At 67.7% G+C, this 23,395-nt stretch carries 17 protein-coding genes and 1 tRNA gene; 7 read left to right on the forward strand and 11 right to left on the reverse strand.

The genetic code is table 11. The features are described from left to right. Positions 1–225: 225 nt before the first annotated feature. Positions 226–924 (reverse strand): YchJ family protein, encoded by a 699-nt coding sequence (locus tag KEG57_RS48275; RefSeq protein WP_308215668.1) that lies wholly within the window; start codon positions 922–924, stop codon positions 226–228. Positions 925–1,024: 100 nt separating this feature from the next. Here KEG57_RS48275 and KEG57_RS48280 point away from each other — a divergent pair, with 100 nt between their 5' ends. Then, the gene (locus KEG57_RS48280) at positions 1,025–1,756 is read left to right on the forward strand and encodes a tail fiber domain-containing protein (RefSeq protein WP_272428646.1); all 732 of its coding nucleotides are present in this window, start codon (positions 1,025–1,027) and stop codon (positions 1,754–1,756) included. On the opposite strand, the gene KEG57_RS48285 is transcribed toward KEG57_RS48280, so the two are convergent. After that, positions 1,753–3,171: a hypothetical protein gene (locus tag KEG57_RS48285; protein ID WP_272428644.1), complete on the reverse strand. Its 1,419-nt coding sequence runs from the start codon at positions 3,169–3,171 to the stop codon at positions 1,753–1,755. The genes KEG57_RS48280 and KEG57_RS48285 overlap by 4 nt on opposite strands. Positions 3,172–3,535: 364 nt before the next feature. On the opposite strand from KEG57_RS48285, the gene lipP1 reads away from it, so the two are divergent. Next, entirely contained in the window at positions 3,536–4,477 is a 942-nt protein-coding gene (gene lipP1, locus KEG57_RS48290; RefSeq protein ID WP_372518253.1) for a LipP1 family hormone-sensitive lipase, read from the forward strand. A 9-nt stretch (positions 4,478–4,486) separates the two neighbouring features. Here lipP1 and KEG57_RS48295 read toward each other — a convergent pair whose 3' ends face one another. From KEG57_RS48295 to KEG57_RS48325, 7 genes are all read right to left on the reverse strand, one after another. Then, entirely contained in the window at positions 4,487–6,082 is a 1,596-nt protein-coding gene (locus KEG57_RS48295; protein WP_272428641.1) for an acyl-CoA carboxylase subunit beta, read from the reverse strand. A gap of 68 nt (positions 6,083–6,150) precedes the next feature. Next, positions 6,151–6,654 carry a methylated-DNA--[protein]-cysteine S-methyltransferase gene (locus KEG57_RS48300; protein WP_272428639.1) on the reverse strand — a complete coding sequence of 168 codons (504 nt, stop codon included), beginning with the start codon at positions 6,652–6,654 and terminating at the stop codon, positions 6,151–6,153. Continuing rightward, on the reverse strand, positions 6,651–8,105 hold the full coding sequence (locus tag KEG57_RS48305; RefSeq protein ID WP_272428637.1) for a DNA-3-methyladenine glycosylase 2: 1,455 nt from the start codon (positions 8,103–8,105) through the stop codon (positions 6,651–6,653). Before KEG57_RS48305 ends, KEG57_RS48300 begins: the two co-directional genes overlap by 4 nt. Before the next feature lie 86 nt (positions 8,106–8,191). Further along, positions 8,192–9,061, reverse strand: a complete 870-nt coding sequence (locus KEG57_RS48310; protein ID WP_272428635.1) for a hypothetical protein — start codon at positions 9,059–9,061, stop codon at positions 8,192–8,194. A gap of 564 nt (positions 9,062–9,625) precedes the next feature. Continuing rightward, positions 9,626–9,700 (reverse strand) — tRNA-Glu (locus tag KEG57_RS48315). Between the two features lie 204 nt (positions 9,701–9,904). After that, on the reverse strand, positions 9,905–10,330 hold the full coding sequence (locus KEG57_RS48320; protein WP_272428634.1) for a hypothetical protein: 426 nt from the start codon (positions 10,328–10,330) through the stop codon (positions 9,905–9,907). 615 nt (positions 10,331–10,945) lie between these two features. Continuing rightward, entirely contained in the window at positions 10,946–11,278 is a 333-nt protein-coding gene (locus tag KEG57_RS48325) for a hypothetical protein (RefSeq protein ID WP_272428632.1), read from the reverse strand. 261 nt (positions 11,279–11,539) lie between these two features. Here KEG57_RS48325 and KEG57_RS48330 point away from each other — a divergent pair, with 261 nt between their 5' ends. Further along, on the forward strand, positions 11,540–11,821 hold the full coding sequence (locus KEG57_RS48330) for a hypothetical protein (RefSeq protein WP_272428631.1): 282 nt from the start codon (positions 11,540–11,542) through the stop codon (positions 11,819–11,821). Between the two features lie 33 nt (positions 11,822–11,854). Here the strand turns inward: KEG57_RS48330 and KEG57_RS48335 are convergent, their stop codons facing one another. Both KEG57_RS48335 and KEG57_RS56345 read right to left on the reverse strand, forming a co-directional pair. Beyond that, on the reverse strand, positions 11,855–14,311 hold the full coding sequence (locus KEG57_RS48335; protein ID WP_272428629.1) for a P-loop NTPase: 2,457 nt from the start codon (positions 14,309–14,311) through the stop codon (positions 11,855–11,857). A gap of 734 nt (positions 14,312–15,045) precedes the next feature. Beyond that, a complete protein-coding gene (locus KEG57_RS56345) occupies positions 15,046–15,792 on the reverse strand; it encodes an SURF1 family cytochrome oxidase biogenesis protein (protein WP_372518279.1) in 747 nt (248 codons plus the stop codon). A gap of 921 nt (positions 15,793–16,713) precedes the next feature. Between KEG57_RS56345 and KEG57_RS48345 the strand changes: the two genes are divergently transcribed. From KEG57_RS48345 to KEG57_RS48360, 4 genes are all read left to right on the forward strand, one after another. Beyond that, on the forward strand, positions 16,714–17,277 hold the full coding sequence (locus KEG57_RS48345) for a hypothetical protein (RefSeq protein ID WP_272428625.1): 564 nt from the start codon (positions 16,714–16,716) through the stop codon (positions 17,275–17,277). Positions 17,278–17,867: 590 nt separating this feature from the next. Beyond that, a complete protein-coding gene (locus tag KEG57_RS48350; RefSeq protein WP_272428035.1) occupies positions 17,868–20,591 on the forward strand; it encodes a hypothetical protein in 2,724 nt (907 codons plus the stop codon). 661 nt (positions 20,592–21,252) lie between these two features. Further along, entirely contained in the window at positions 21,253–21,954 is a 702-nt protein-coding gene (locus KEG57_RS48355; protein WP_272428036.1) for an SDR family oxidoreductase, read from the forward strand. Between the two features lie 5 nt (positions 21,955–21,959). Next, positions 21,960–23,369: an MFS transporter gene (locus KEG57_RS48360; protein ID WP_272428037.1), complete on the forward strand. Its 1,410-nt coding sequence runs from the start codon at positions 21,960–21,962 to the stop codon at positions 23,367–23,369. The last annotated feature ends 26 nt before the right edge of the window (positions 23,370–23,395 follow it).

Consider the following 23,395-nt stretch of genomic DNA (forward strand, 5'->3'; position numbering starts at 1 on the left):
TGTCAGCGCTACTGTCTTGGCTGGCAGGGTCGCTCCTGGTCTTGACTCGGCTGTTCGATGAACAGCGCGGGAGCGCAGTTCAAAGAACCCCGGTCCAGCGCTTGCGCTGGTCCAGGTCCAGGGGCGGATAGCCCCGGGTGGGGCCTGGGGCAACGCCCCAGCTCAGCGCCTCCCAGATGAGACCAATGCTCAGTTCTTCCGACCGGGGGGAGCCATGGGTGGGCTCTACAAGAGCGCTTGGAACGCGGCGATCGTGAGGGCCTTGGGATCGGCTACCTTCGCGGCGGCGAGCTGCCGGCCGCTCCGATAACGAATACCGACGCCGTCGTGTGCGAATTCGCTGAGCTCGATGAACGAGCGGTCCTGCCCTTTCTCGAACACGCGCGCGTGGAAGAGGACGTGCGAAAAACCGGCCTCGTCCGGGCCGTCGTGGTCGAGCACGTCGAGGCGCATGAACTTGAGCGTCGAGGTCGCGTCGCGGATCTCGCGCATCACCTCGGCCTCGGGCCGTTTGCGATCCTCGTGATCGGGGTGGAGCGTGCGAAGGACGTACGCCGACTCCTTGCGCGCGTACGCCGAAAAACGCGAGCGCATCAGCGCTTCGGCGCTCGGCGCCTCGCGTTCACCGCGGTGATAGGGGGCGCAACAGCGCGCGTAGGGCAAACCGGAGCAGCAAGGACAATCTCGGGCTGGAGGCATCGCTGGGGAGCAACGTAGCAGAAGCGGGGCGTCAGGGGGCCAAACGTTCAGAGCCACGTGTGCCCCAGCGGCGGGTCGACGGGCAAGCCCCGGGCGCGCCGCGCGAGGAGGTCCGGGACGTGGAGGCGGTCTCACGGGGCCGGCTGGCCTCGTTCGCGGCCGAACGTGGTCACCGAGCAGCCCACCCCGGCGAGTGCGGGGACAACCATGATCCCGGACAGACATGCGGAGGCGACGCGATACAGTGGGCGACGGGGGCGAATGCCGGCGATGCGCCCGGCGCGCGCTTCCGGAGGGCGTCCTGCGCGGCGCCGAGGAGAGCGATATGAACGCAATTCGGCTTGGAATGGTGGCAATGCTTGCGGGTCTGTTCGTCACGGCCGCGTCCGGCTGCAAGTCGAAGATCGACGGGGGCGGGGGCGGAGAAGGCGGCCAGGCCGGAGGCGCTGGCGGCCAGGGTGGTACCGGCGGCCAGGGCGGCGGTGGATCGTTGCAATGGTACACGACCTGCGGAGACCCGGTCTGCGAGATCCCCGACGGGGGCGCGATGCCGCCGCAGGGCGTGGCCGTGTGCACGACGGAAAAAGAGGGTGAGCCGTGCTCGCAATCGGGCGCGACCTGCTGGCCAGAGGACAGCACGTGCGGCGTGCTTTTGACGTGCGCCGCGAGTGATCCCAAGGACAACCCGGGCGGCTGCCCCATCTCGCGCGTGAGCCACAAGAAGGACATCAGCTACCTGTCGGAGCGCGCGGTCGAGGCGCTCGCCGACGAGGCGATGGCGATGCGGCTCTCGACCTGGCGTTACAAGGGTGAGGACGCCGCCGCGCGCCCGCACGTGGGCTTTTTGATCGACGACATGCCCGAGAGCGCGGCCGTCGCCGCGAGCGGCGAGCGCGTCGATCTGTACGGCTACACGAGCATGGCCATTGCTGCGACGCAGGTGCATGACAAACGGATCGACGCGCTCGAACGCGAGCTCGCCACGCTGCGCGAGGAAATGGGCGCCCTCCGCGCGAAGGCCTCCCACTGCGAGAGCGCCGAGGCCTCGTCCCGCTAGCGACGACACCGGAGGAGCACGCGCCCCTCGTCTCCTTCCCGCTCCGACCAGGCGACGCAGACGGCCCCGCCCGACGCGGCGATGGCCGGATCCACCGACGCTCCCTCGCTCCGCGAGACGGAGTTTCCCGGCGCCGCGCCTGCTTCGTTGGGGCTCCAAGCACCCATTTCGACGCCGAAGGCGAGCGCTCGCCCGGCATGCTGTCCGCCCGGCGCCGCCCCCTTTCGGGGGTCGTGCAAGATTTGCCACGAAGGACCCCCGTGCATCACAATCGCGGGCGGGACGCCCTCGGCCACGCCTCGCCCGAGCTCCTCGTTCGTTTCCGCTGCCGCTCCCGGCGCGCGATACGACCCCGCCGACCAGACCCGCGCGGCGATTGCGTTTTCGGTGCGATACACGACCGCAGGCGGGGCCGAGCCCTCGGGCAAGGCGACCGCGGGAAAACCATAGCTTTTCGCGGGAGGAAAGTCCGCGGCGTCTGGGCCTCCCGTGAGCTCGATCGGCGCGTCGGTTTCCCACGCGACGAATCGAAGCTCGGGGCGCGGGCCGCTCATATCGAGCAAGGCGATCCGCGGACGTTCTCCCCCGGCAAACGCGACGATCTGCCCGACGAGCGGCCGAGCCGCCGGCTGCTTCATGATCCGGGAGCCCTTCTCGTCGCTGCGCCAGACACGCACGCGCTCCCGTAGGACGCCGCCCTGCGCGACCCGCTCGTTCCACGCATTGAAGCGCACGTTTTGGGGGCCGAACGCGAGCCAGGGATCACCCATGTACAGCGTGTCGTGCTCGGGTATGAGCGTGGACTCCACGTAGAATGACCTGCCATTCCAGGCCTCGACGATGAAGGCTTTGTCTTTCCGGAACGTGATGTAGGGATGGCCCTTCGGGTGCGCCGTCAAGGTGATGCTCTTCGAAGCCGGCGCACAAGGATCGAGCGGCCCGATTTCGGGGAGCGTCCATGTCACCCACGCGCTGCCCGTCCATCGGTGCACGACGGCCTTCATGGCCCTGAGCCCCGGCTCGGCCCAGGCGACCATAGGTCGGCCGTCGCCGTCGACCACGAGCTGGCTCTGGGGGACAGGGTGGGCGACGGCCGGACAGGCGACGGCCCGCGGCGGCCCCGGAATGTCGAACACCCGGGCGGGCGGCGGCGTTTTCGGCGAGAGATCCTGCACGCGGGTCCCATCGACGCGGAACACGCGCGGGCGGAGATCCTCCAAGAAAGACACGAGCACACGGCCCTGCTTGTCCCGGGTGAGCATCAGCTCGGGAAAACCGCGGTACTGCTCCGCTGCAATGGGCGGCAAATCCTGGAATCGCCCGCCTTCGAGCCTGCGCAAACGAACGCCCGGCGCCTCCGCCCAGGCGACGACGAGCCGCCCCTCGGCGTCGTAGATCGCAACCGGAGAGGTCATGGCGCCCGCCGACGGAGAGACGACGCCCGGGCTCACCGCGGGCGTGGCGGAGGACGAAGGCGCCGAGGAGCCGAGCGCGAACCAATCTCGAACCGGGGCAGTTTCGGCGAGGACGTCGGGGCAAAGGGCGGGCGGTCGCGCGGAGTCGGTCGGGGCCGTCGCGATGACGTTCGCGGGGCGCGGGGACGGTTTCGCGGGCGAAGGCCCACAGGCCGCGAGGCTTCCGAAGGCCAGGAAAACCAAGCGACGCCGTGGGGAGGGGTCACGAGCCATGAACACCAAGGAGACCGCTTGGGCGCCCGGCCGTCAAGATTGCGCTTCGTTCTTGACCGCGCGGCCGAGTTGATGCGCTGATCCGCCTCCCATGTTGCACCCCCAGGCCCGGGCTCTGATCGATTTCATGGAACGCAGCGGCCTGCCGCCGGCGCATACGCTCTCGCCAGCGGACGCGCGGCGCGCGTACCGCGAGCGCCGCGGATTCACGCAGCCCGACCCGCCCGCGGTCGCGGAGGTGCGGGATCTCCACGCGGACGCGCCGCACGGCAGGATCCCGCTTCGACTGTACCGCCCCGCGGGCACGACGACCGGCACAGGTTTACCCGTCCTCGTCTATTACCACGGCGGCGGCTGGACGATCGGCGACCTCGACACGCACGACACGCTCTGTCGATCACTCGCGAATGGCGCCGGCTGCGCGGTCGTGTCGGTCGATTACCGCCTCGGGCCCGAGCACCGGTTCCCCGCCGCCGTCGACGACAGCCTGGCCGCGACGTACTGGGTACAGCGCAATGCCGAGGCGCTCGGGATCGACGGGACGCGCATCGCGGTCGGCGGCGACAGCGCGGGCGGCAACCTCGCGGCCGTGGTCGCGCTCGCCGCGCGCGACGCGGGGGATCTCGGGATCACGTTCCAGCTCTTGATTTACCCGGCGACCGACATGCGCCGCATCGCGCCCTCGCACACGACGAACGGCCAGGGCTATCTGCTCACGCGTGACTCGATCACGTATTACCACGACCATTACATCGGCGACCCCGTGCACGACCTCGACTGGCGCGCCTCCCCGCTGCTCCACCCGAGCCATGAAAACCTGCCGCCCGCGCTCGTGCTGACGGCCGGCTACGATCCGCTGCGCGATGAGGGGCGAGAGTACGCCGAGCGCCTCACCGCGGCGGGCTCGAAGGCGAGTTACGTCTGCTTCGAGCGGCAGGTGCACGGCTTCGTGCCGATGGGCAAGGTGTTCGACGAGGCGAACACGGCCGTCGCGCTTTGCGCGGCGTCGGTGCGCGCGGCCTTGTTCCGCTGAGGAAAACGCTCACCAGGTATCGACGAACCGCCGCGCCTCCGGGCGCGCCGGCGTCGGGACCGATTTCAGCCCACGAAGAATCCAGGCGCGCGTCTCGGCCGGGTCGATGACGGCGTCGAGCTCCAGGAAAGACGCGGTGTTGATGGCCTTCCCGCGCTCGTACACGTGCGCGACCATCGCTTGAAATGTCACCTCACGCTCCTCGGGGTTTTCGATGGCGTCGAGCTGCTTGCGCATCGCGAGCCGCACCGCCCCCTCGACGCCCATTCCGCCGAACTCCGCCGTCGGCCAGGCAATCGTGAAAAAGGGAGCGTGTAGGTGCCCGCCGGCCATGGCCTGCGCGCCGAGGCCGTACGCTTTGCGGAGGACCACGGTGAAAAATGGAACCCGCAAGCTCGCCGCCGTCACGAACATCCGCGAGGTATGGCGCACCAGCGCGGTCTTTTCGGCCTCGGGGCCGACCATGAAGCCAGGCGTGTCGCAGAGGGAGATGATGGGTAGGCCAAACGCGTCACAGAGCTGCATGAATCGCGCGGCTTTGTCGGAGGCGTCGGCGTCGATTGCGCCGGCGAGGCGATACGGGTCGTTCGCGAGGAGCCCGAACGGACGTCCCTCGATACGCACGAGCGCGGTCACGAGGCTCGTGCCGAATTCGCGACGGAGCTCGAGGACCGAGCCCGTATCCGCGAGCGTCTCGATGATCGGTCGGATCTTGTAGGCCCGTCGCCGTCGCTCCGGCAAGGCGTCACGGAGCACGCGCTGATCGGCGCACGTAAAATCGGCGATTGGGCCCTGGAAATAGCCGAGATATTTCTTCGCGACGTCGACGGCCGCGGCCTCGTCCCGGACGCGCACGTCGACCACGCCGTTCTTGCTTTGCACGTCGATCGGCCCGACCTCCTCGGGCGTGTATTTGCCGAGCCCGCCCCCCTCGATCATCGCGGGCCCGCCCATGCCGATCGAGCTGTCCTCGGTCGCGATGATCACGTCGCAGCAGCCGAGCAATGCGGCGTTCCCGGCGAAGCAACGGCCCGAGACGATCCCGACGCGTGGGACGAGGCCGGAGAGCGCGGCGAACGAGAGAAAGCTCGGCGTATCGAGGCCCGCGACGAGCGGCATGTCCGTGTCATTGGGTCGCCCCCCTCCCCCTTCGGCGAAAAGCACGACCGGCACGCGCCATTGCGCCGCGAGCGCGAGCATGCGATCGAGCTTCTTGTGCCCCATGCCGCCCTGCGTGCCGGCGAAGACGGTGTAATCGTAGGCGAGCACCATCGTCCGCGCGCGCTCGTCGTCGAAAAACGCGCGGTTCACGCTGCCGATGCCGCAGACGATCCCGTCGGCGGGGCTCGCCCGGACGAGCTCTTCGATCGAGAGCCGCTGCCGCTGCGCGGCCAATGCGAGCGCGCCGTACTCGACGAAGCTGCCCGGATCGACGAGATCCTCGATGTTCTCGCGCGCCGTCCGTTGCCCGGTCTTGCGGCGCCGGGCGACGGCCTCGGGCCGGCCTGCGTCGGTGGTCGCGTGGAGGCGCGCGCGAAGGTCGGAGAGCTCCGGCCGCACCGGCGCCTCGTCGGGGCCGTGCGCGGGATTTCTGGATTCACTCATTGGCGTCGGCAGGATCGCAGAGACGGTCCCCGCGTGTCCAGGGACTTGCGATCGGAGGGCCGACAGGCTCAGGAAATGGTGGGGCCGGGCGCGTGGCGGTCTTGCTCGTGCGAGAGGAGCCACCGCTTCGCTGCGATGCCGCCCGCATACCCCGTGAGCGCGCCGTCGCCCGCGATGACGCGGTGGCAGGGCACGATGATGCTGATCGGGTTCTTCGCATTCGCCGCGCCGACGGCCCGCGCGGCTTGCGGCCGACCGAGCACCCGCGCGAGCTCGGCGTAGGATCGCGTCTCGCCAAAGCGGATTTCGAGGAGCGCGCGCCAGACCTCGCGCTGAAAATCACTTCCCCGTGGATCGAGCGGCAACATGAAAAACTGGCGCTGCCCGGCAAAATATTCCTCGAGCTGGCGCGTGGCCTCGCCGAGGACGGGATGCTCCCGTCCATCGCGGGCAAGGATGACCGGCGCGCCTTTGTGCCCGGGCAGGTACACGCCCACAATCGCTTCGTTCGAGGCGACGACGTGGAGCTCGCCGAGAGGGCTCGAAATACGGCGTTCATACAACATATTCATTCCTTGAATGCTCCTTCTGAAAGGCCCTGCCAGAGATGAATGACCGCATAGGCCCGCCACGGCCTGAAGGCCGCGGCGCGCTCCTCCGCTTCGCGCGTCGATTTCACGCGAAGTGCCTTCCGTACCCCGAGATCCGAGGCTGGAAATGCGTCCGGAAACCGATACACACGCATGCCGAGATACTGGGCCGTCCACGCGCCGATGCCCGGCAAGGCGACGAGCGCGGCCGCGGCAGCCTCGGGATCCTCGCCGCGCTCGAGCCGGACGTCGCCCTGCGTGACGGCGCGCGCGAGCGCCTGGATCGAGCCCGCGCGCGACGCGGGCAAACCAATTTGGATGATGTCGGAAAGGGGCGCCTCGGCGAGCACGGATGCCGGCGGGAAGAGGTGCGTCACGCCGGCGATCGGCGTGTCCAGGGCCGTTCCGAACCGCTTCGCGATGCGCCCGCCGAGTGTCGTCGCCGCGCGCACCGAGACCTGCTGACCGAGAATGGCGCGCACCGCCGCCTCGAAGCCGTCGAACGCGCCCGGCACGCGCAGGCCCGGATGACGCGCGACGAGCGGCGCGAGCAGCGGATCACGGCTGAGCGCCTCCGCAATGAGCTGCGGATGCGCGTCGAGATCGAAGAGCGCGCGCAGTCTGCCGAGCAGAAGCCCGAGCGCGCCCGCGAGCTCGGGCGCGACCTCCACCCGGAGCGCGTTTTTCTGCGGCGCGGGCATCACGCGCACCCACCCGATCCGCTCGCCGAGCCGCACCGAGCGGGCATACACGCCGCCCTGGACAGCCTCGACCCCGGCAATCGCGCGGTCGGCGAGGAATGTGAGCAGCGCATCCCAATCGAGCGGCGGCCGATAATCGAGCCGCAACGTGATGGCGGCGCCGGCCTCCGCTTCCCCGAGCGCGCGCCTTAGCGCGGACGGCGGCCTGCCGAACCGTGCGGAAAACAGCGCATTGAATCGCCGAACACTCCCGAACCCGCTCGCGAACGCGATCTCGGTGAGCGGCAGCGACGAATCCTGCAAAAGCTGCTTCGCGAGCGCGAGCCGCCGCGATTGAGCGAGCTCGACGGGCGCCACACCGAGCTCGGCTTCCATCGCGCGCCGGAGGTGCCGCCCGGTCACGCCGAGCACGCGCCCGAGGTCATCGACGGATCCCTCGTCGAGAAATCCGCCCTCGATTCGCGCGAGCGCGGCGCGGACGAGGCGCGGCACGGAGTCCTGCGGCGCGCCGCCCGGCGAGAGCTCCGGCCGGCAGCGAAAACACGCGCGAAACCCGTCCCGATCCGCCTCCGCAGCGTACCGGTAAAACACGCACCGATCTCGCGCCGGTGTGCGGGCGCGGCAAACGGGTCGGCAGTAGATGCCGGTCGTCTGTACGGCCACGAAAAACAGCCCGTCGAAGCGCTCATCGCGCGCGCAGAGGGCTCGGTAGCAGGTCTCCGCATCCATCATCGCCCTCCCCTCGTAGCGCGCCCGCGCCTCGATGTCTGGCCGTTTTCGGACGCGACAGCGATCTCGATGCGCCTGCCCGCCGGCCTTCAGATCCCGCGGCTGTCGGCGAACACGATCCAGGCGGTCACGAGCGCGATGAAATAGACGAGCCCGGCGACGACGACGAGCCGCGACCGCCTCTCCTCCGGCCCCGCCTGGGCGACGGCGAGCACGATCCCGAGCTTCGACAGCGACCCGCCCTGCGTGTATCGGCCGAGGACGAGCCGCATCAAGTGCGGAAACACCCAGAAAAACGGCGCGAACAGCGCAATTTCGACGAGCGCGACCACGAGCCATGCGGGCAGCCCGAACGGCGCGGGCCCGAACGCGGCGATTTGCACGGCGCGGACCTTGGGATCGAGGTTCACGGCGAGCACGCAAGCGAGGAGCAAGGCCGCGACGATTCGCCCCGCGCCGTCGGGGGAGATCCGAGGCTTGGTGGAAACAGGCGCGCCCTTCTGGAGGCGGCGGATGTTGCGGTGACAAAGCGCGGCAGCGGAGCCGAAGAGGACGAAGATCCCGAGCGGAAAACCTCGCCGGAAAGGCAGATTGAGCTCGGCGTCGAGCTCGACGTTCGAATAGGAACCGGGACGGCTCAGGGACGGATCTTCGGGGAGGTACGTGATATCGAAGGTTTCACCGGGCTCGCCCGGGAGTTTTTTTCGGTCGACGTTCCACGTGTAAACGACGCCGTCGACCTCGTAGCGGTAATGGGAAACCGAGGCCGAACCTTGTCGGGTGACGGCCGTGAGCGTCGCGGTGCCGGCGCGGCCATGATCGGCGAGCGCACGCAGCCGGAGCTCCTGGCGTCGAAAGAGAAGCCCGAGCACGAGCGGGATGACCAGGGCAATCGTCGCAAAAACGATCCTCCCCCGCGCATCGGTCGTGATGAGCTTGCGGCGCTTCTCTTCGTCCATTCGCTGTTCGATTGGGGACTGTATGCCCCGGTAGGCAGGTTTTGCAAGGGGAAGCCTCCGGGGTCGAAGGGCACAGCCGCACCTCGAAGACCGAACTCGACCGCCTCGGCCCCGCGCTCCTCGGAGCGGCTCGTCAGCAAAACGCGGAAGGCCGTCGCGGAGTTCTGAGGCTCGGGGGGAGCGGAGGGGAGCCGCGCGCAAACAGCGCCCCGGACGAACCTCTCGACACAGAACGCTCGGGGCTTCACACACTCGACGCGCCAGCCACCGTGGTCACGTGGCTCTCGGAGACCGTTCTGTCCGAGGAGCTCCGACCTGAAGCCGGATGCCGTGATCCGCGCACATCGACGAACCCCGGCGGATGGAGGCCGAGGCCGGGAAGCGACGCGCCGACCTGAAGGAGGTATTGACCCGGCAAGCCCGAGCAGGCCCGCGAGGTGATCCGCAACATCTTCCAGGGTCCGATCAAGCTGACGCCGATCGAGACCCCCGAAGGGAAGCGGTTCTGGGTGGAGGGATCCGCGAACCTGTGGGCCCTGTTCGCGGCTGGATGTCTTGAATCAGCGTCCCCAGCGGGATTCGAACCCGCGTAACAGCCTTGAAAGGGCTGGGTCCTGGGCCGGGCTAGACGATGGGGACGGGTGCTTCCGGGGAAGCGGGCGCGAACCCTAGCCTCCGCCGAGCTCCAACGCAAGAGCTTTCCGCTCTTCCGTTGTTCACTATTTTGTGTCGTGAGCTACAGGTACTCATGGACCCCAGGTGCCTTGTACGCCGCCTCGCGTGTCCGCCGGCCGAGCGCACCCCGCCTTGCGCACGTCGCCAGCGCGGGTGACGACACGCCACTCAGATCACGGCAAGCTGCCGCAGCAACGCGATCAGCGCATCGGCATCGTCACGCCGCCAAAACCCGAAGGCGAGGTGCTCGCCGGACGTGATTTCGATGTCGACCTCGGCTCCGAACGGCAAGATTTCGAGCTCGACCTGCGTGAGCTCGATATTCGCGAGCCTGAGGGCTCCCTCGGATACGAGCTGCATCAATCGTCGTGTCGCGGCGACGCGCGCTCGAACCCATAGATAGCCCAACCCGAGAACGGCCATGCACCCACAACACCACATGAACGCCGTGAGAAACCATCGGAGCGCTGGCGTGTAGGTGAGGGCCGCGCACATCGAAATGAAAGCGACGATGCCAGCGACGATGCCGTAAAGCGACCAGACGCGGCTCCGCGCGCGTGCCATCAGCGAGTCGAGCTCCGTAGGGCCAGACACGGTGAACACCGTACCGGAGGCGTCTGCGCCTGCGCAAGCGCGCGCGCAGGGGGTTGTCGCCGATCCATTCTTCCCGAGCCTCCTCCACTCCTCCGGCCATCCCCCGACGCGCGCGAGCCTTGCGTGCGACAGGCTCCTGCCAGGACCCCGTGCCCCCAGGGGGCAACCTCGTCCTCGGCGACTGGCTGTGTCGTTCGCCGGCCGATCGAGGTCGAACGCGAGGCGGCACGGTCTCGCGCCTCCGGCGTCACGACCCTGTGGCCCCGCTGCGTCGGCGCCGTGCCCCGCCCCCCTCGGGACCGTGCTCCGGCCAACCCGTCTCGAAGCCCGGAGGGCACGACCCCGAGTCTCCGGAGACACGGCCTCGTCCCTTCGACGAGCTTCCCCGTGTCCCCGTTCACATCTCCTCGCCTCCGCACCCACACGCTCCCGTGTCCGACGTCGCTCGACGTCGTTGGGGAGTGTGACGGGGACCAGGTGTCCGTGAGGGTGGCTCGTCGGGCGTACGGGACGGGCCAGGCTCTCGTCTCCAGGGCGCTCGTGACGCTCGTGCGTGACGAACGCCTCGCGTGCGGCCGGCGACGTGGAAGCGGGTCCTCCCCGGGTAGGCGAGGCTCACCCCTGGTTTTGCTCCAGGTCTTCGGGGGTGAGGGGCTCGATCGGGTCGAGGCCCGAGTTTTTCTTGTGCTCCATGCGGTGCTCGAAATTAGCCATCGAATCGGAGGGGTCGATCGCTTCGAGCCTGAGCTGGAAGAAGGTCTCGATGTCGAACGCTACGGAAAGAATGGGGTAGCGATCCGGGAGGCCCGTCCGGGTGTTCGTCCATGGGTAGGCGACGTGGACCAGCGTGACGGGGATCCGAAGGATCGCGAAGACCTCCCGAGCAATGCGGAGGGCGGCGCTACACACGTGGTCCTGGTAGATCGCCCAATACTTGCGGTCGGGCATCCGTTTTCGGGAGATCCGTCCTGTTGGCGTGTAGGAAACCTCAATCGATCGGCAAGACGCTCTGATCGTTCGCGGTGAGCCATGCCTCGACGCACCACGGGCGGCGCCTTCTAGGCCGGTCGCGACCACGGGGGCGCTGAGGAGGCCGGTCCATGAGGAGGTCGCGCTACCGGAGCAGGTTCGGATCGCCCGGGGGGGGCGCGATTTGTGGCGACGCGGGAGCTACGAGGGACCTCGGCGGCGGCGCGCGAGGCGCGGCAGGTGGCGAAAGCGGCGACGGTGCTCGTGCTGGATGACGTGGGGGACGGGCTCGACGGGGCGCCCGAGGGGTCGGGGTGGATCCCGGAGAAGATCACGGGGACGCGGGACGTGATCGATTATCGGCACAAGGAGCCGCGGCTGCGGACGATTGTCACGCCGTGGTTGTCCGAGAAGAAAATGGCGGCGTACTACGGGGGTGGGACGGCGAAGCGGGTCTATCGAGAGGCGGCCGTGGTGAGGGTCGGGCCGCAGGAAGGGGCGCGAGATGGCGGGCGAGCGTGACAGGGACGAGGGGGCGCGTGGAAGTGGTTCGGCTCATGCGGAGCGGTATATATTTAAAGCACGCTCCCAATCTTTCCGGAGTTGCTCTGCGCTGCCACGTGGGTGAACGCGCCGCAGGTCCATGGCAATGAAGTCCATTGTTGCCCAGCCTGGCCACTCGCTCAGGCTGATACTGTGCGCCTTGGCATACTTTAGGAATGTGATGGCGCCACGGACTGCCACATCGTGCGGGTGCACCTCGTGCCGATGCCGACGTTTTGCAATTACCACGGCTTCTTTTGCACTCTCCAGCGCATCAAGGACCAGCCGCCTGTCCTCGAAGCGGGCATACCCTCGCATCTCTGCGACGGTGAACTGGATCTTTGCAAGTGTCGTCAGCGGCAGTGGGTGGTTCTCGATGCCAACCGCCTGCTCGGCATAGCGTAGCGCCTTGTCTGGATCTGTGGGCACGGTAAATAGCGCGCGTTGCTCCCAATAGCGGCTGTTCCACTGCCAATCTGGGGCGATTTCTTCGTAGAATTCTGCGGCACGTTCTTGAAGCATGCCCTCGACAAACTCTGCATCCAGCAGTCGCCCAGCCAGCCTAGCCTCTGGCTGGCGCTGCTTGATGGCCTCGCGACTTACGTACGGACGTAATGCCCGTGCCAGTGCAACATGAACGTCGTAAGACCGGCGCCCAAGAAGACCGTACGTCTGTTCTGCTACCACCCGGTGTCGCGTCAACAGCGTACCGTCCGGCTTTGGGAGGACCAGCGCGCGGAGTTCCCCGTCTAACGCATCATAGAGTTCCTTTGCGCTACATTTGGCAGCAGCCCTTACAATTCCCTCTCGCGCGGAGTGCGCGTGTGTATGAGCAAGACAGACAACGCTGTAAATTCTGCGGCCGCGATCGCTCAATTGTAGCAACTCGTCATTCATTCGCGACGCGAGGCTGACGTTCATGGAGAGTTGCACAAGACCAGACAGTAGATCGCCGCCGGTGATCTCGCGGCCAAGCACACCATCAGAGTACCCGGCCCGCGCCCCCAATAACCCTTGCTTGCGCAACGCCGCCACAAAGGATAGCGCTTCGTCTAGCGTGAGCGTCGCCATTGACGAGCTTTCGTAGAAGCTGTCCTTCGTCAGTCCGTCTATAAATTGTTGCCGGACGCCGCGATCAACGCCGAGGATCAGGACCCTTGCCTTACTCCCCTCCAACTTGTAGATGAGGTCTACCAGTTGGTCGATGTGATCGCCGACCCGGTCCACCATTAGGACAACAGGCTCGTTTGCCCCTTTTAGAATGGTGACCGCTTCGTCGACCGACATTCTTGCGTCGCCATCCCAGAAGAATGTAGCAACCTTCTGGTTTGCTAGAGTGGTAGCCACATCGAGCAGCAAGCAGCTTTTGCCTGAGCCAGCGGGCGCAAATACAATGCGTATGATAGAGCGGGCAGGATTCGAGGCCCAACGTAAGACGCCCGCCGCCAGGTTAGCGGTATCCGTACGCGGCAATATCTCGTTTCTGCGAACATGATCCCAGTTCGGCTCGCAGCCGGTAAGAATATGGGGGGGCGCTTGACCAGCGGACTGTGACACCGCGTCGCCCACGTGGCGCCATTGACTAAAGAAGATTCTCTCGGCGGATGCACTCCCGAACAGTGCGGCCGTTGTTTTGGGGCGAAGCAAATCGATTACAGTGGGACGGTCGGGTACCACCTCGTTAAGTTGCGAAATGAACTCGTCCGCCGTCGCCTTCACGATCGTCAGGCCATGACGCTCGCAAACTCGCTCAACAATAGAATCTACGTGTGGGGTAACGAATAGCGACGGTGCGGATCTGGATCGGATTTTATGCGACTTGTCGCGCCGCTTAAGAAAAACTTCGAGATCAAATTCGTTTAATGCGCAGCCCATGACGATGAAGGGCTTCTCCTGGATCTCGTCGGCAAATATGTAGTCCCACACGTTGTGTTCATCGACATGCCCCGCGTACGATCTGGTCGAGAAGACGAAGCCTGCTTCGGGGCGCTCGACATATCCATGTAGATACACCACCTGGACTGAGCCTGGTTCATCCCGGTCCTGAAAGGGATCGCTGTGTGTCACGCACTGGATTTTCTGTAGAGCCCGGTCGTTGTCGTGGTAGGCATCGAGGAGGACATTATCGATGTTGTAGGTATAGATGCGGCGCCAAATGAAGCTGGGCAGCGTGCGCACCGTTGTGGAGGCCTTGCAGCCGAGGAACTTGGCTACAAGAAATTTGCTCAGTGCATCGGGCGGGATAGCGTCGCTCAGGGAAGCGAGTGGGTAATCGGCGGGAAGGTCGAATGCTGCTGCGAGTTCACGTGCAAGCTCACCACCCAATGGAAGATTCTTCCCATCAGGGCCAATGGAACTTCTAGAAAAGCCAGCCCCCAGGAGTAGGCGGTAATGACCATTGCGAACAGCGTTCCGGAACAGCGAAAGCTGGTCATCCGTCAGCGCGGCCATTAAGTTGGACACAGTCATGAATTCGTTCCTTTAAGTTCTGGGTTGTTGTGTACGCCCCTTGGAGGCGTGGGGGTCGCTTCATTCTGCGACAGCTTGGAGTGCCCGGAACAACCAGCCTTCTCACAGTTCGCGCATACGCGCAACGTTCTTTTTCTGTCCCACGCGTAGACCTGCCGAGGTCGAGGGCGACGGGAGGCCGGGGCCGCGTCGAGGGCCTCGCGCTCGGCCAGCTCGGCGCGCACAAGGGGCTCGGGGGCCCTCGGCGGGCCGGCCGGCCCTCGGCGAAAATCTTCCCCGAGGTCGAGGCGCCCCGACCGCGCTCGACGTCGTATTTCCGCCACCCCCACATCCGGGGGGGTCGATGTGGCGGAAATGAAGGCGACGGAATCGACGCGCGGCGAGCTCCTCGGCGAGCGGCGCGAGGCTCGACGCGAGGGCCTCGCTGAGGGGTTCGGCCGAGCCGCACGTTGCCGCGGGGGTCGACGTCGAGGCGGGCGATCCCGCCGAGGTCGAGGGCGACGGGGTGGCCGGGGCCGCGTCGAGGGCATCGAGCTCGGCGAGCTCGGCGCGCGCAAGGGGTCGAGAGGTCCTCGACGAGCCGGCCGGGCCTCGGCAAGAATCTTCCCCGGGGTCGAGGCCCCGACCGCGCTGCGGGCAGAAGGAGAGTCGAGGTCGATGTCTAGGAGATGGTCCGTCCCTCTATGCGCTTCGTTATCGCCGTATAGTCGGGCAGCTCAACGTCACGGCTCTCGTCACGGCCCATTCACCTCTATGAGGATCGGAAGGCTGTTCTGCCCGTATGGCGCCAAATCCAACACATCTCGTACATTGTCGAAATGCTCCCACAGACGACTGATGTTCGAGGGCGGTTTTCGGAGAGTGCCCTTGATCGTCACGGGATCTTCGAAGAGAGGATCCTTCCGTTCCGTCGGCAGGGAAAGCGAGTCGAGCGACTTCGCTTCGATCCAGCCGTTGTCGACGATGATTGCATCGAGCGCGTACCATGAAGGCCATCCGAGTGATGGGTTGCGCTCACGAACGAATCGGAACGGCCGTAGGACCCGATATCCAGCGACCCCCGCCTGTGTCTCAGGGACGAGCACAGCACCGATGCCCCAGTAGCCGCGCACGGTGGAGCAGCGGTCGATCTGCCAAGCGGGTGCGAGGCGAGGCTTAGCCTTCGATATGTCGAAACAAGCGCCTTTCGCAGGAGGCGGCCCGTGAGGTCGAGCTTGTGTCTCCGAGAGCCGCACATCCTCGGCGATGATCCATACCTTAGTTTGGCGCTCCGGGTGGGCGGAGTCCAACGCCGAGACCGACGGGGCCGGCACGGGTGACGCGACGGACGCCACAGCCGTTGGAGCTGCAGCTACGTGAGGCGGCCCTACGGGCTGGACGCGTGCACCCGCGTCTTTCGAGCCGACGTTGATATCTCCGGCATTGGTGCCGCACGCGGCGAGAGGGATAAGCATGGCGAGCCACCTGAGCTGCGCGCACATGACGGCCCGACGTCCTCGTACCGATCTAGAAGACACGACTCCAACCCATCGGTGGCATGAGATGTAAGTATAGCACGCCCGGCATCCGCGCGTGATCTTCAACTGTGGTCAGGCGCGCGATCCATGGTGCTCCCGATCCGTGTCGCTTGCCGGTTTACTTGGCGGGACTGTGTGACCTGATCGGGTGTTCGATACGCCCGTGGAAGGGCTCCTATTCCCGCATTTCAATGAACCCAGGCTTCGACCTCTCGGCGATCTGCGCCCCGGCGCCCGCGTACTGGGAGTGGAAGAGCTCGAGGGGGCGAGGTCGAGGCGGGCGATCCCGCCGAGGTCGAGGGCGACGGCGAGGCCGGGCGGCGTCGAGGGGCCCGAGCTCGGCGCGCACAAGGGGCTCGGGGACCCTCGGCGGGCCGGCCGGCCCTCGGCGAAAATCTCCCCCGAGGTCGAGGCGCCCCGACCGCGCTCGACGTCGTATTTCCGCCGCCCCCGCATCCGGGGGGGTCAGAGTGGCGGAAACCAAGGCGGCGGAAACACGTCGCGGCGTGCTGCTCGGCGAGCGTCGCGAGGCTCGACGCGAGGGGCTCGCCGTGGGTTCGTCGCAGCCGCACGTTGCCGCGGGGGCCGGCGTCGAGGCGGGTGATCGCGGCGTGGTCGAGGGCGACGGCGAGGCGAGGCGGCATCGAAAGGCCCGAGCTCGGCGCACACAAGGGGCTCGGGGCCCCTCGGCCAGCCGGCCGGCCCTCGTCGAAAATCTCCCCCGAGGTCGAGGCGCCCGGACCGCGCTCGACATCGGGTTTCCGCCACCGATTCAGCCTCCTTCATTTCTGCCACCTCGGCCTCCGGATCCTGGAGGAGCGCCGTGGGGGCGCGGCATCGAAAGAAACGGGTTGTTCGCCCGAGGCGCGAAGGTACTCTCACTCCGTGGCGATCGAAGCGGGTGTGATCGCGGAGGCGCTCGCGCTCCTCCGCTCCAAAGGGGCTCTTGGTGAGGCCCTCGCCACGTTTCGCGCCCCGGAGCTCTCGGCGTTCTCGGGGCTCGACCGAGTGCTCCTCTTCGCGGCGCGGGCAACCGAGACACTCGTCGGCGCCGTCCGCGACGCACGGAGGGTCGAGATCGTCGCGCGCGACGCGGACGGCTTGCTCCTCCGCGCGCCGGAGAGGAACCCGTTCGTCGTCGTGCCGAGCAATCTTGTCGCGCCGTGGAACGAAGTCTCGCGCTTCACGATCACGGGAACAAGCGTCGATCCGGTGGCGTACCTGCGCCTATTCGTGCAGGACGGGCGTCTCGGCGCCGACGACAACGACGCGCTCGTTCGTGAAGCGATTTCCGCACTCGCCCGTGACCTCGGACCGCTTTCGCAGTGGGAGGTGCTTGCTTTGACCTCGCCGATGCTCGAGGACGCTTACTGCTGCGCCTACGAGGCGTGCGTCTTCGTCGGGGCCGGGAGCGCCGTTTTCCTCGCGGTGGGTATGGTGTGCGGCTAGAGCATCGACCGGTTCGATGCTCGGAAGATCGCGAAGCGATCTTCCCTCGGGGGGTGAATCGGCCGGGCTTTGCCCGGACGAGAGGGGGACGCGAGGCGTCCCCCTCGGGACAAAAGAGCTAGGACATCGAGCGGTTGCAAACCGCTCGATGTCCTAGCGGTGACAAGCAGGCCGGAGGAGCGAGCATTTGCCGTCCGTTTCCGTGGGATCCGCCGCGGTCATGATGGGCCCGCGCCGAGGTCGATGCGTGGCGAGTTCGGGGGAAGATCAGCGCGGTGCCGGACCTCGACGCCGGCCGCCTTGACGCCAGCCGCGAGCGCATCGAGCAACGCTCCTCGGCGAGCGTCGCGAGGCTCGACGCGAGGGGCTCGCGTCAAGAACGGACGGAGCGAAATGGAGGCCCGTGTGACAAACCTGTTGTCGAGGACGTCCCGTGGACGATAGGCTTCTTAGCTATGTTACCGTTTTTCCCATCATTCTTCGGTCAGAGAGGCAGGCGACCGTCGCTGAGCCTCCTCTCTTCTCTTTCCACCCTCGTACCCCTCACCCTCGGCGCCGCGCTCCTCTCGTCGTGCGCCGACCGGCCCGGGATGGCGGACGCGCCTGCCGCGGCCGACCGCGGGCCGGGGCTCTCGCTGCCCGGCGCCGAGCCCAGAACGCCCGCCGACCCCCTCTACCTGACCGTGGGGGCCGAGATCGGCCTCGACGCGCCGGTCCTAGGAGACGTCGACGGCGTGAAGCAAGCCCCGGCGATCGCTTACGGCGACGGGCAGTACCTCGTCGTATGGGAGGACTCGCGGGAGGCTTTCGCGGGGGAGGGCACCATCAACGTCCCCCTCTACGCCGCGCGCGTGGCGCTGGACGGGACGCCGCTCGATTCGCCGGCCTTCCGCATCGGCCGGGGGAGCAAGCCGGCCGTCGCCTCCGACGGCTCGGGCTTCCTCGTGACCTTCGCGGGCGCTCCCGGCGCCGCCTGCAACCAGTGCGGCGTCCGCCTGGACGCGAGTGGCGCGATCCTCGACGCCACCCCCCTCACGATCGCCGCGACAGGCTGGCTCGGCTCCCCGCCGGCCCTCGCCTGGAACGGCGCCGCCTATCAGGCTGTGTGGCCCTGCACCAACAACAGCCACATCTGCGCCGCGCAGATCACGCCGGCCGGCGTCGTCGGGCCCATGGTCACGGTGCCCATCAAGCTCAACCCCTACCCTGCCCGCCCCCTCCGCCCCCTGCGCGTGGCCTCCGACGGCACGGGCTCCCTGGTGCTCGGCTGGAGCCAAGGATTCGAGCTCAGCGCCATCCGCCTCGACGCGCAGGGCGCGCCCGTCGAGGCAGCGCCGTTCCCCGTCGGCCCGATCAGCTCCAATTCGTACACCGACGACCTCGCCCTCACCTTCGATGGGATCAGCTATGTGGCAGCCTGGTCGAATGAGGACTTCGCGCAGAACGTCAGCGTTGTCTCCGCCGCCCGCGTCACGAGCGCCGGGGCCGTGCTCGACCCTGGCGGGATCGTCCTCGATATGCTGTCGCCGGGGGAGCCGGGCACCCATCTCGCCATCGCCTCCGACGGCGGCGTCACCACCGTGTTCTGGCGGGTGTGGACGGAAACGGACGATTTCACCCCGATGCGCGCCGCGCGGCTGAGCTCGGGGGGGGTCCCCCTCGACGCCGCTCCGCTCGACGTCGGGAAAGGGCGGGATCTCGCGGCGGCGGCCAGCGGCGGCGAGGCGCTGCTGATCTTCGCGGACGGGCTGTTCGACTACGAGCTCATCCACACGAACCTGCGCGCGAGGCGCGTCGCGGCGGACGGCACGCTGCCGGCGCCGCCGAGCCGCGTCGCCACCGGCACGAACGGGCAGCAAGGACCCGCGCTCGCCTTCGACGGGACGAATTACTTCGCCGTCTGGACTGACACGCGCGCGGGCGGGATGGGCGGCGTGTTCGGCGCGCGGGTCGCGCCGGACGGCCAGATCCTCGATCCCAATGGCATCGAGGTCGTGCCTGGCATTCCGAGCGAGCCTGGCGATACGGGCTTGTACCGGTATGCGTACCGCGTCGGCTTCGACGGGACGAATTTCATCGTGTTGTCGGAGACGACCGATTACCACCCTCAAGGGTGCGGCGGCTGGTCCACCGTCACCCGGGTGAGCCCGGGGGGAGCGGTGCTCGGTGAAGTCGGCCTGTTCGGGGTCGCTTGCACGACGTTCAAGATGGCGAACAGTCCTGCCGGCTCGTTATTCATCGCTTTCGACGAGTACGTTTCCTTCACCACGGTCGCGGCGTTCCTGAATGACCAGGGCGTGGTGAGCGGACCGTTCACCATCGATCTCCCGGACGTCTACTCCGTTCCCGTGGCGTTCTCGTTCGACGGCACGAATCACCTCGCGACGTACGGAATGGGGAGCAGCCTCGGCGGGGCGCGGATGAGCCCCACGGGCACGCTGGTGGACACGGCGCTCTTCCCCATCGCATCGTCCGCCGCGCCTCTGGTCGAGCACCCGGTGGCGGCCGTCTTCGACGGGCAGAACCACGTGGTGGTGTGGGTCTCGAAGGATGGCGGCGGCGCCCACGTCCTGCGCGGCGCGCGCGTCAGCCCCGCCGGGACCGTGCTCGATCCGGACGGGTTCGTGATCGCGCCGATCGTGAATGGGTGCGGCGACTCCGAGCCGAAGGCTTTCCCCTCGGCTGCATTCGACGGGCAGCGCATCGTGGTGACCTGGCGCGAGCGCGAGGCCACGGCAGCGGGGTGCGAGGTGGCGCTGCGCGGCGTGGAGATGAGCCCCGCGGGCATGGTCGAGCCGGTGTTCACGGTGGCGCCTCCGGGGTTGGACACCCGCCCGACGGGGCTGGCCTCGGACGGCACGGGCAAGACGCTGGCGCTCTACAGCCGGTTCATGCTGGGCGCGCCGTTCGACAGCTACCGAGTTCGTGGCCGCATCCTCGGTGAAATGGGTGGCAGCGGCGGCGCGGGCGGCGCTGGTGGTAGCGGCGGCGATGGCGGCAGCGGCGGCGCGGGCGGCAGCGGCGGCGCAGGCGGCGCAGGCGGCGCGGGCGGCAGCGGCGGCGGTGGCGGCAGCGGCGGCGCGGGCGGCAGCGGCGGCGGTGGCGGCAGCGGCGGCCCAGGCAGCGCAAGCGGCAGCAGCGCAAGCGGCAGCGGCGGCGCGGGCGGCGGCGGTCACGGCCATGGTTGCAGCTTCCGCGCGGCTGGCGACTCCGCCGGAGACGCGTCCCTCCTCGGCCTCGCCTTTGCTGGCCTACTCGCCCTCCGGCGCCGCTCCGTCTCCAGCCGAGCGCACTCCGAGCGCCGTATCGACTGATTGCATCTCTCCCGCAGTCCCACATCCGCGAGCTCGGGCAGCTTGTGCAGCCTCGCGACGTCGATCTTCGGCAGCTCTTCCTGGATCTGGCGGAGCATGGGGTTGGCGCCCGGGAAGGGTCAACCCGTTCGTGAGCCCCAAGCGTTCGTGCGGCGGAAGGGTCGACCGGTTCGCGAGCCCGAAACGTTCGTGCGGCGGAAGGGTCGACCGGTTCGCGATCCCGAAACGTTCGTGCGGCGGAAGGGTTGACCGGTTCACGGGCCCGAAACGTTCGTGCGGCGGAAGGGTCGATCGGTTCACGGGCCCGAAACGTTCGTGCGGCGGAAGGGTCGATCGGTGCGCGCGCCCCAACAAGAGCGCCCCGCCGCAGCAGCCCGAGGCTGCTGCGGCGGGAGCGGGAAGGGAGGTCACTCCGGGATCGGGGTACCCGGGAGCGGGCAGTCCGCATGGTTTGCCGCGTCGAGCTCGCTCGCGAGCTCGAGCATGGGCCGGACTGTCTGAAGGAAGGCCGTCGAGCCGCCGACGCAGCGGGTCCGGGTTGACAGAGACGCATGATGACAATAATATGATGATCATCATATGTTGGCGCCTACCTGTGGACGTCGGCGCCACGCCTCGTGCTGTCAAAAGTAAGAAACGCAACCATCACGCGGAAGTAACCATGAACATCCAGAACGCGACCGTCTTCATCACCGGCGCCAACCGCGGTATCGGCTTGGCCTTCGCGAAGGCCGTCCTCGAGCGCGGGGCGCGCAAGGTCTACGCCGCCGCGCGTAACCCCTCGAGCATCGAGCTCGCAGGCGTGACGCCCGTGAAGCTGGACGTGACCTCGCCCGAGGACGTGAGCGCCGCGGCTGCGGCCGCGACCGACACCACACTCGTCATCAACAACGCTGGCATCGCCACGTTCGGTAGCTTCAACACCCCCGAGGCCGAGACCGTGTTGCGCCGCCACCTGGAGACCAACCTTTTCGGCGTGCTCCGCGTCAGCCAGGCGTTCGCGCCCGTGCTTTCGCGCAACGGCGGCGGCGCCTTGCTCAACGTGGCCTCCGTCGCAAGCTGGCTCTCGAGCCCGACCCTGGCCAACTACGCCGTGTCGAAAGCCGCGCTGTGGAGCTTGAGCAACGCACTACGCAACGACCTGCGCCCGCAGGGCACCCAGGTGCTGACGCTGCACATGGGCTTCGTCGACACCGACCTGGCCCACGGCATCAGCGCGCCCAAGGCCACTCCCGAGGACATCGTCGCCCGCGCCCTCGATGCGCTGGAAGCTGGCGAAAGCGAGGTGCTCGCCGATGAACGCACCCGCGAGGTCAAGCGCAACCTGAGCGCAGAGCCCGCCATCTACCTGGTCCCGCGGTGACACCCATGGTCGCCACGGCAACCACCACCGACGCTGCCCCCGACGCTGCCCCCGACGCCCCGTGGCGCGTGTTCTGGATCGCGAGCGTCGCCGCATTCCTCGTGTCGCTCGACACGACGATGCTGTTCTCCGCGTTCGACGCGCTACGCCACAGCTTCGGCCACGCCACGGCGGCGGAGCTGTCATGGGTGCTCAATGCGTACACCGTCGTGTACGCCGCAATGCTGATTCCCGCGGGAGGGCTCGCGGATACGCATGGGCGCAAGCGCGTGTTTTTGGTCGGCGTCGCGTTGTTCCTCGCTGCGTCGGCGGCGTGCGGGCTTTCTTCCAGCGTCTCGCTCCTGGTGGCCGCCCGCGTCGTCCAGGCCGTTGGCGCGGCGCTGCTGACGCCGGCTTCGCTCTCGATCGTCATCGCGGCCTTTCCCTCCGAACGGCGTGCGATCGTCGTGAGCCTCTGGGGCGCCGTGGGTGGCCTCGCCGCGGCCGTCGGGCCGAGCCTCGGCAGCTTCATCACCGACGTGGCGGGTTGGCCGTGGGCCTTCTACATCAATCTCCCGCTGGGCGCGCTCGCGCTCTGGCGTGGTGCCGCGCGCCTCGACGAATCCGCCCCGAGCCTTTCGCGAAGGCGCGTGGATGGCGTGGGTATGGCGCTGCTGATGCTGTGCGTAGGCGCGCTCGCGCTGGCCATCGTCGAGACCGAGTCTCCATCACGCACGCGCGGAGAGCTCGCGGCCATCGCCGTCACGGGCGTCGCGGCCGGCGCGGCCTTCATTGCGTGGTCGCGGCACAGCCGTGCGCCGCTCGTGGATCTCGCGCTCTTCGAGAATCGGACCTACCGCCACGTCAACGCAGCGACGTTTGCCTTCGGCGCTGCGTTTTCGATGATGTTTCTCGGCTTCTTTTTCTACATGCGCGGCATCTGGGGCTACTCGCTGCCGCTGGCCGGCGTGGCCGTGACGCCGGGGCCGCTTTTGGTCGTCCCGACGGCCATCTTCTGTGGTCGTCAGGCTGCACGCCTCGGCCACCGCCGCTTCCTCGTCGGCGGCTCGTTGCTGTACGCCGCGAGCAGCCTGTGGTTCATGCTCGTACCGGGGCCGCAGCCGAACTACGTACTGCATTGGCTGCCAGGATTGTTGATGAGCGGCGCGGCCGTGGGCCTGGTGTTGCCGTCCCTCTCCGCCGCGGCCGTGAGCCGATTGCCCCCGGCGCATTACGCGGTGGGAAGCGCGGTGAACCAAGCGACACGGCAGATCGGCTCGGTGCTCGGCGTCGCGATCGCGGTCACGCTGCTCGGTCACGCGGCGCTCGCGCGGGCGGACTTCAACCGACTTTACGGTCTGCACATCGTGCTCGCACTGATCACCGGGCTTCTGTGCTTGGGCGTCGATACCCGGCCAGCCGCGCGAGGGACGTGACCCTTACGGGGTCAGCATGATCGGCG

Source organism: Polyangium jinanense, from assembly GCF_028435365.1.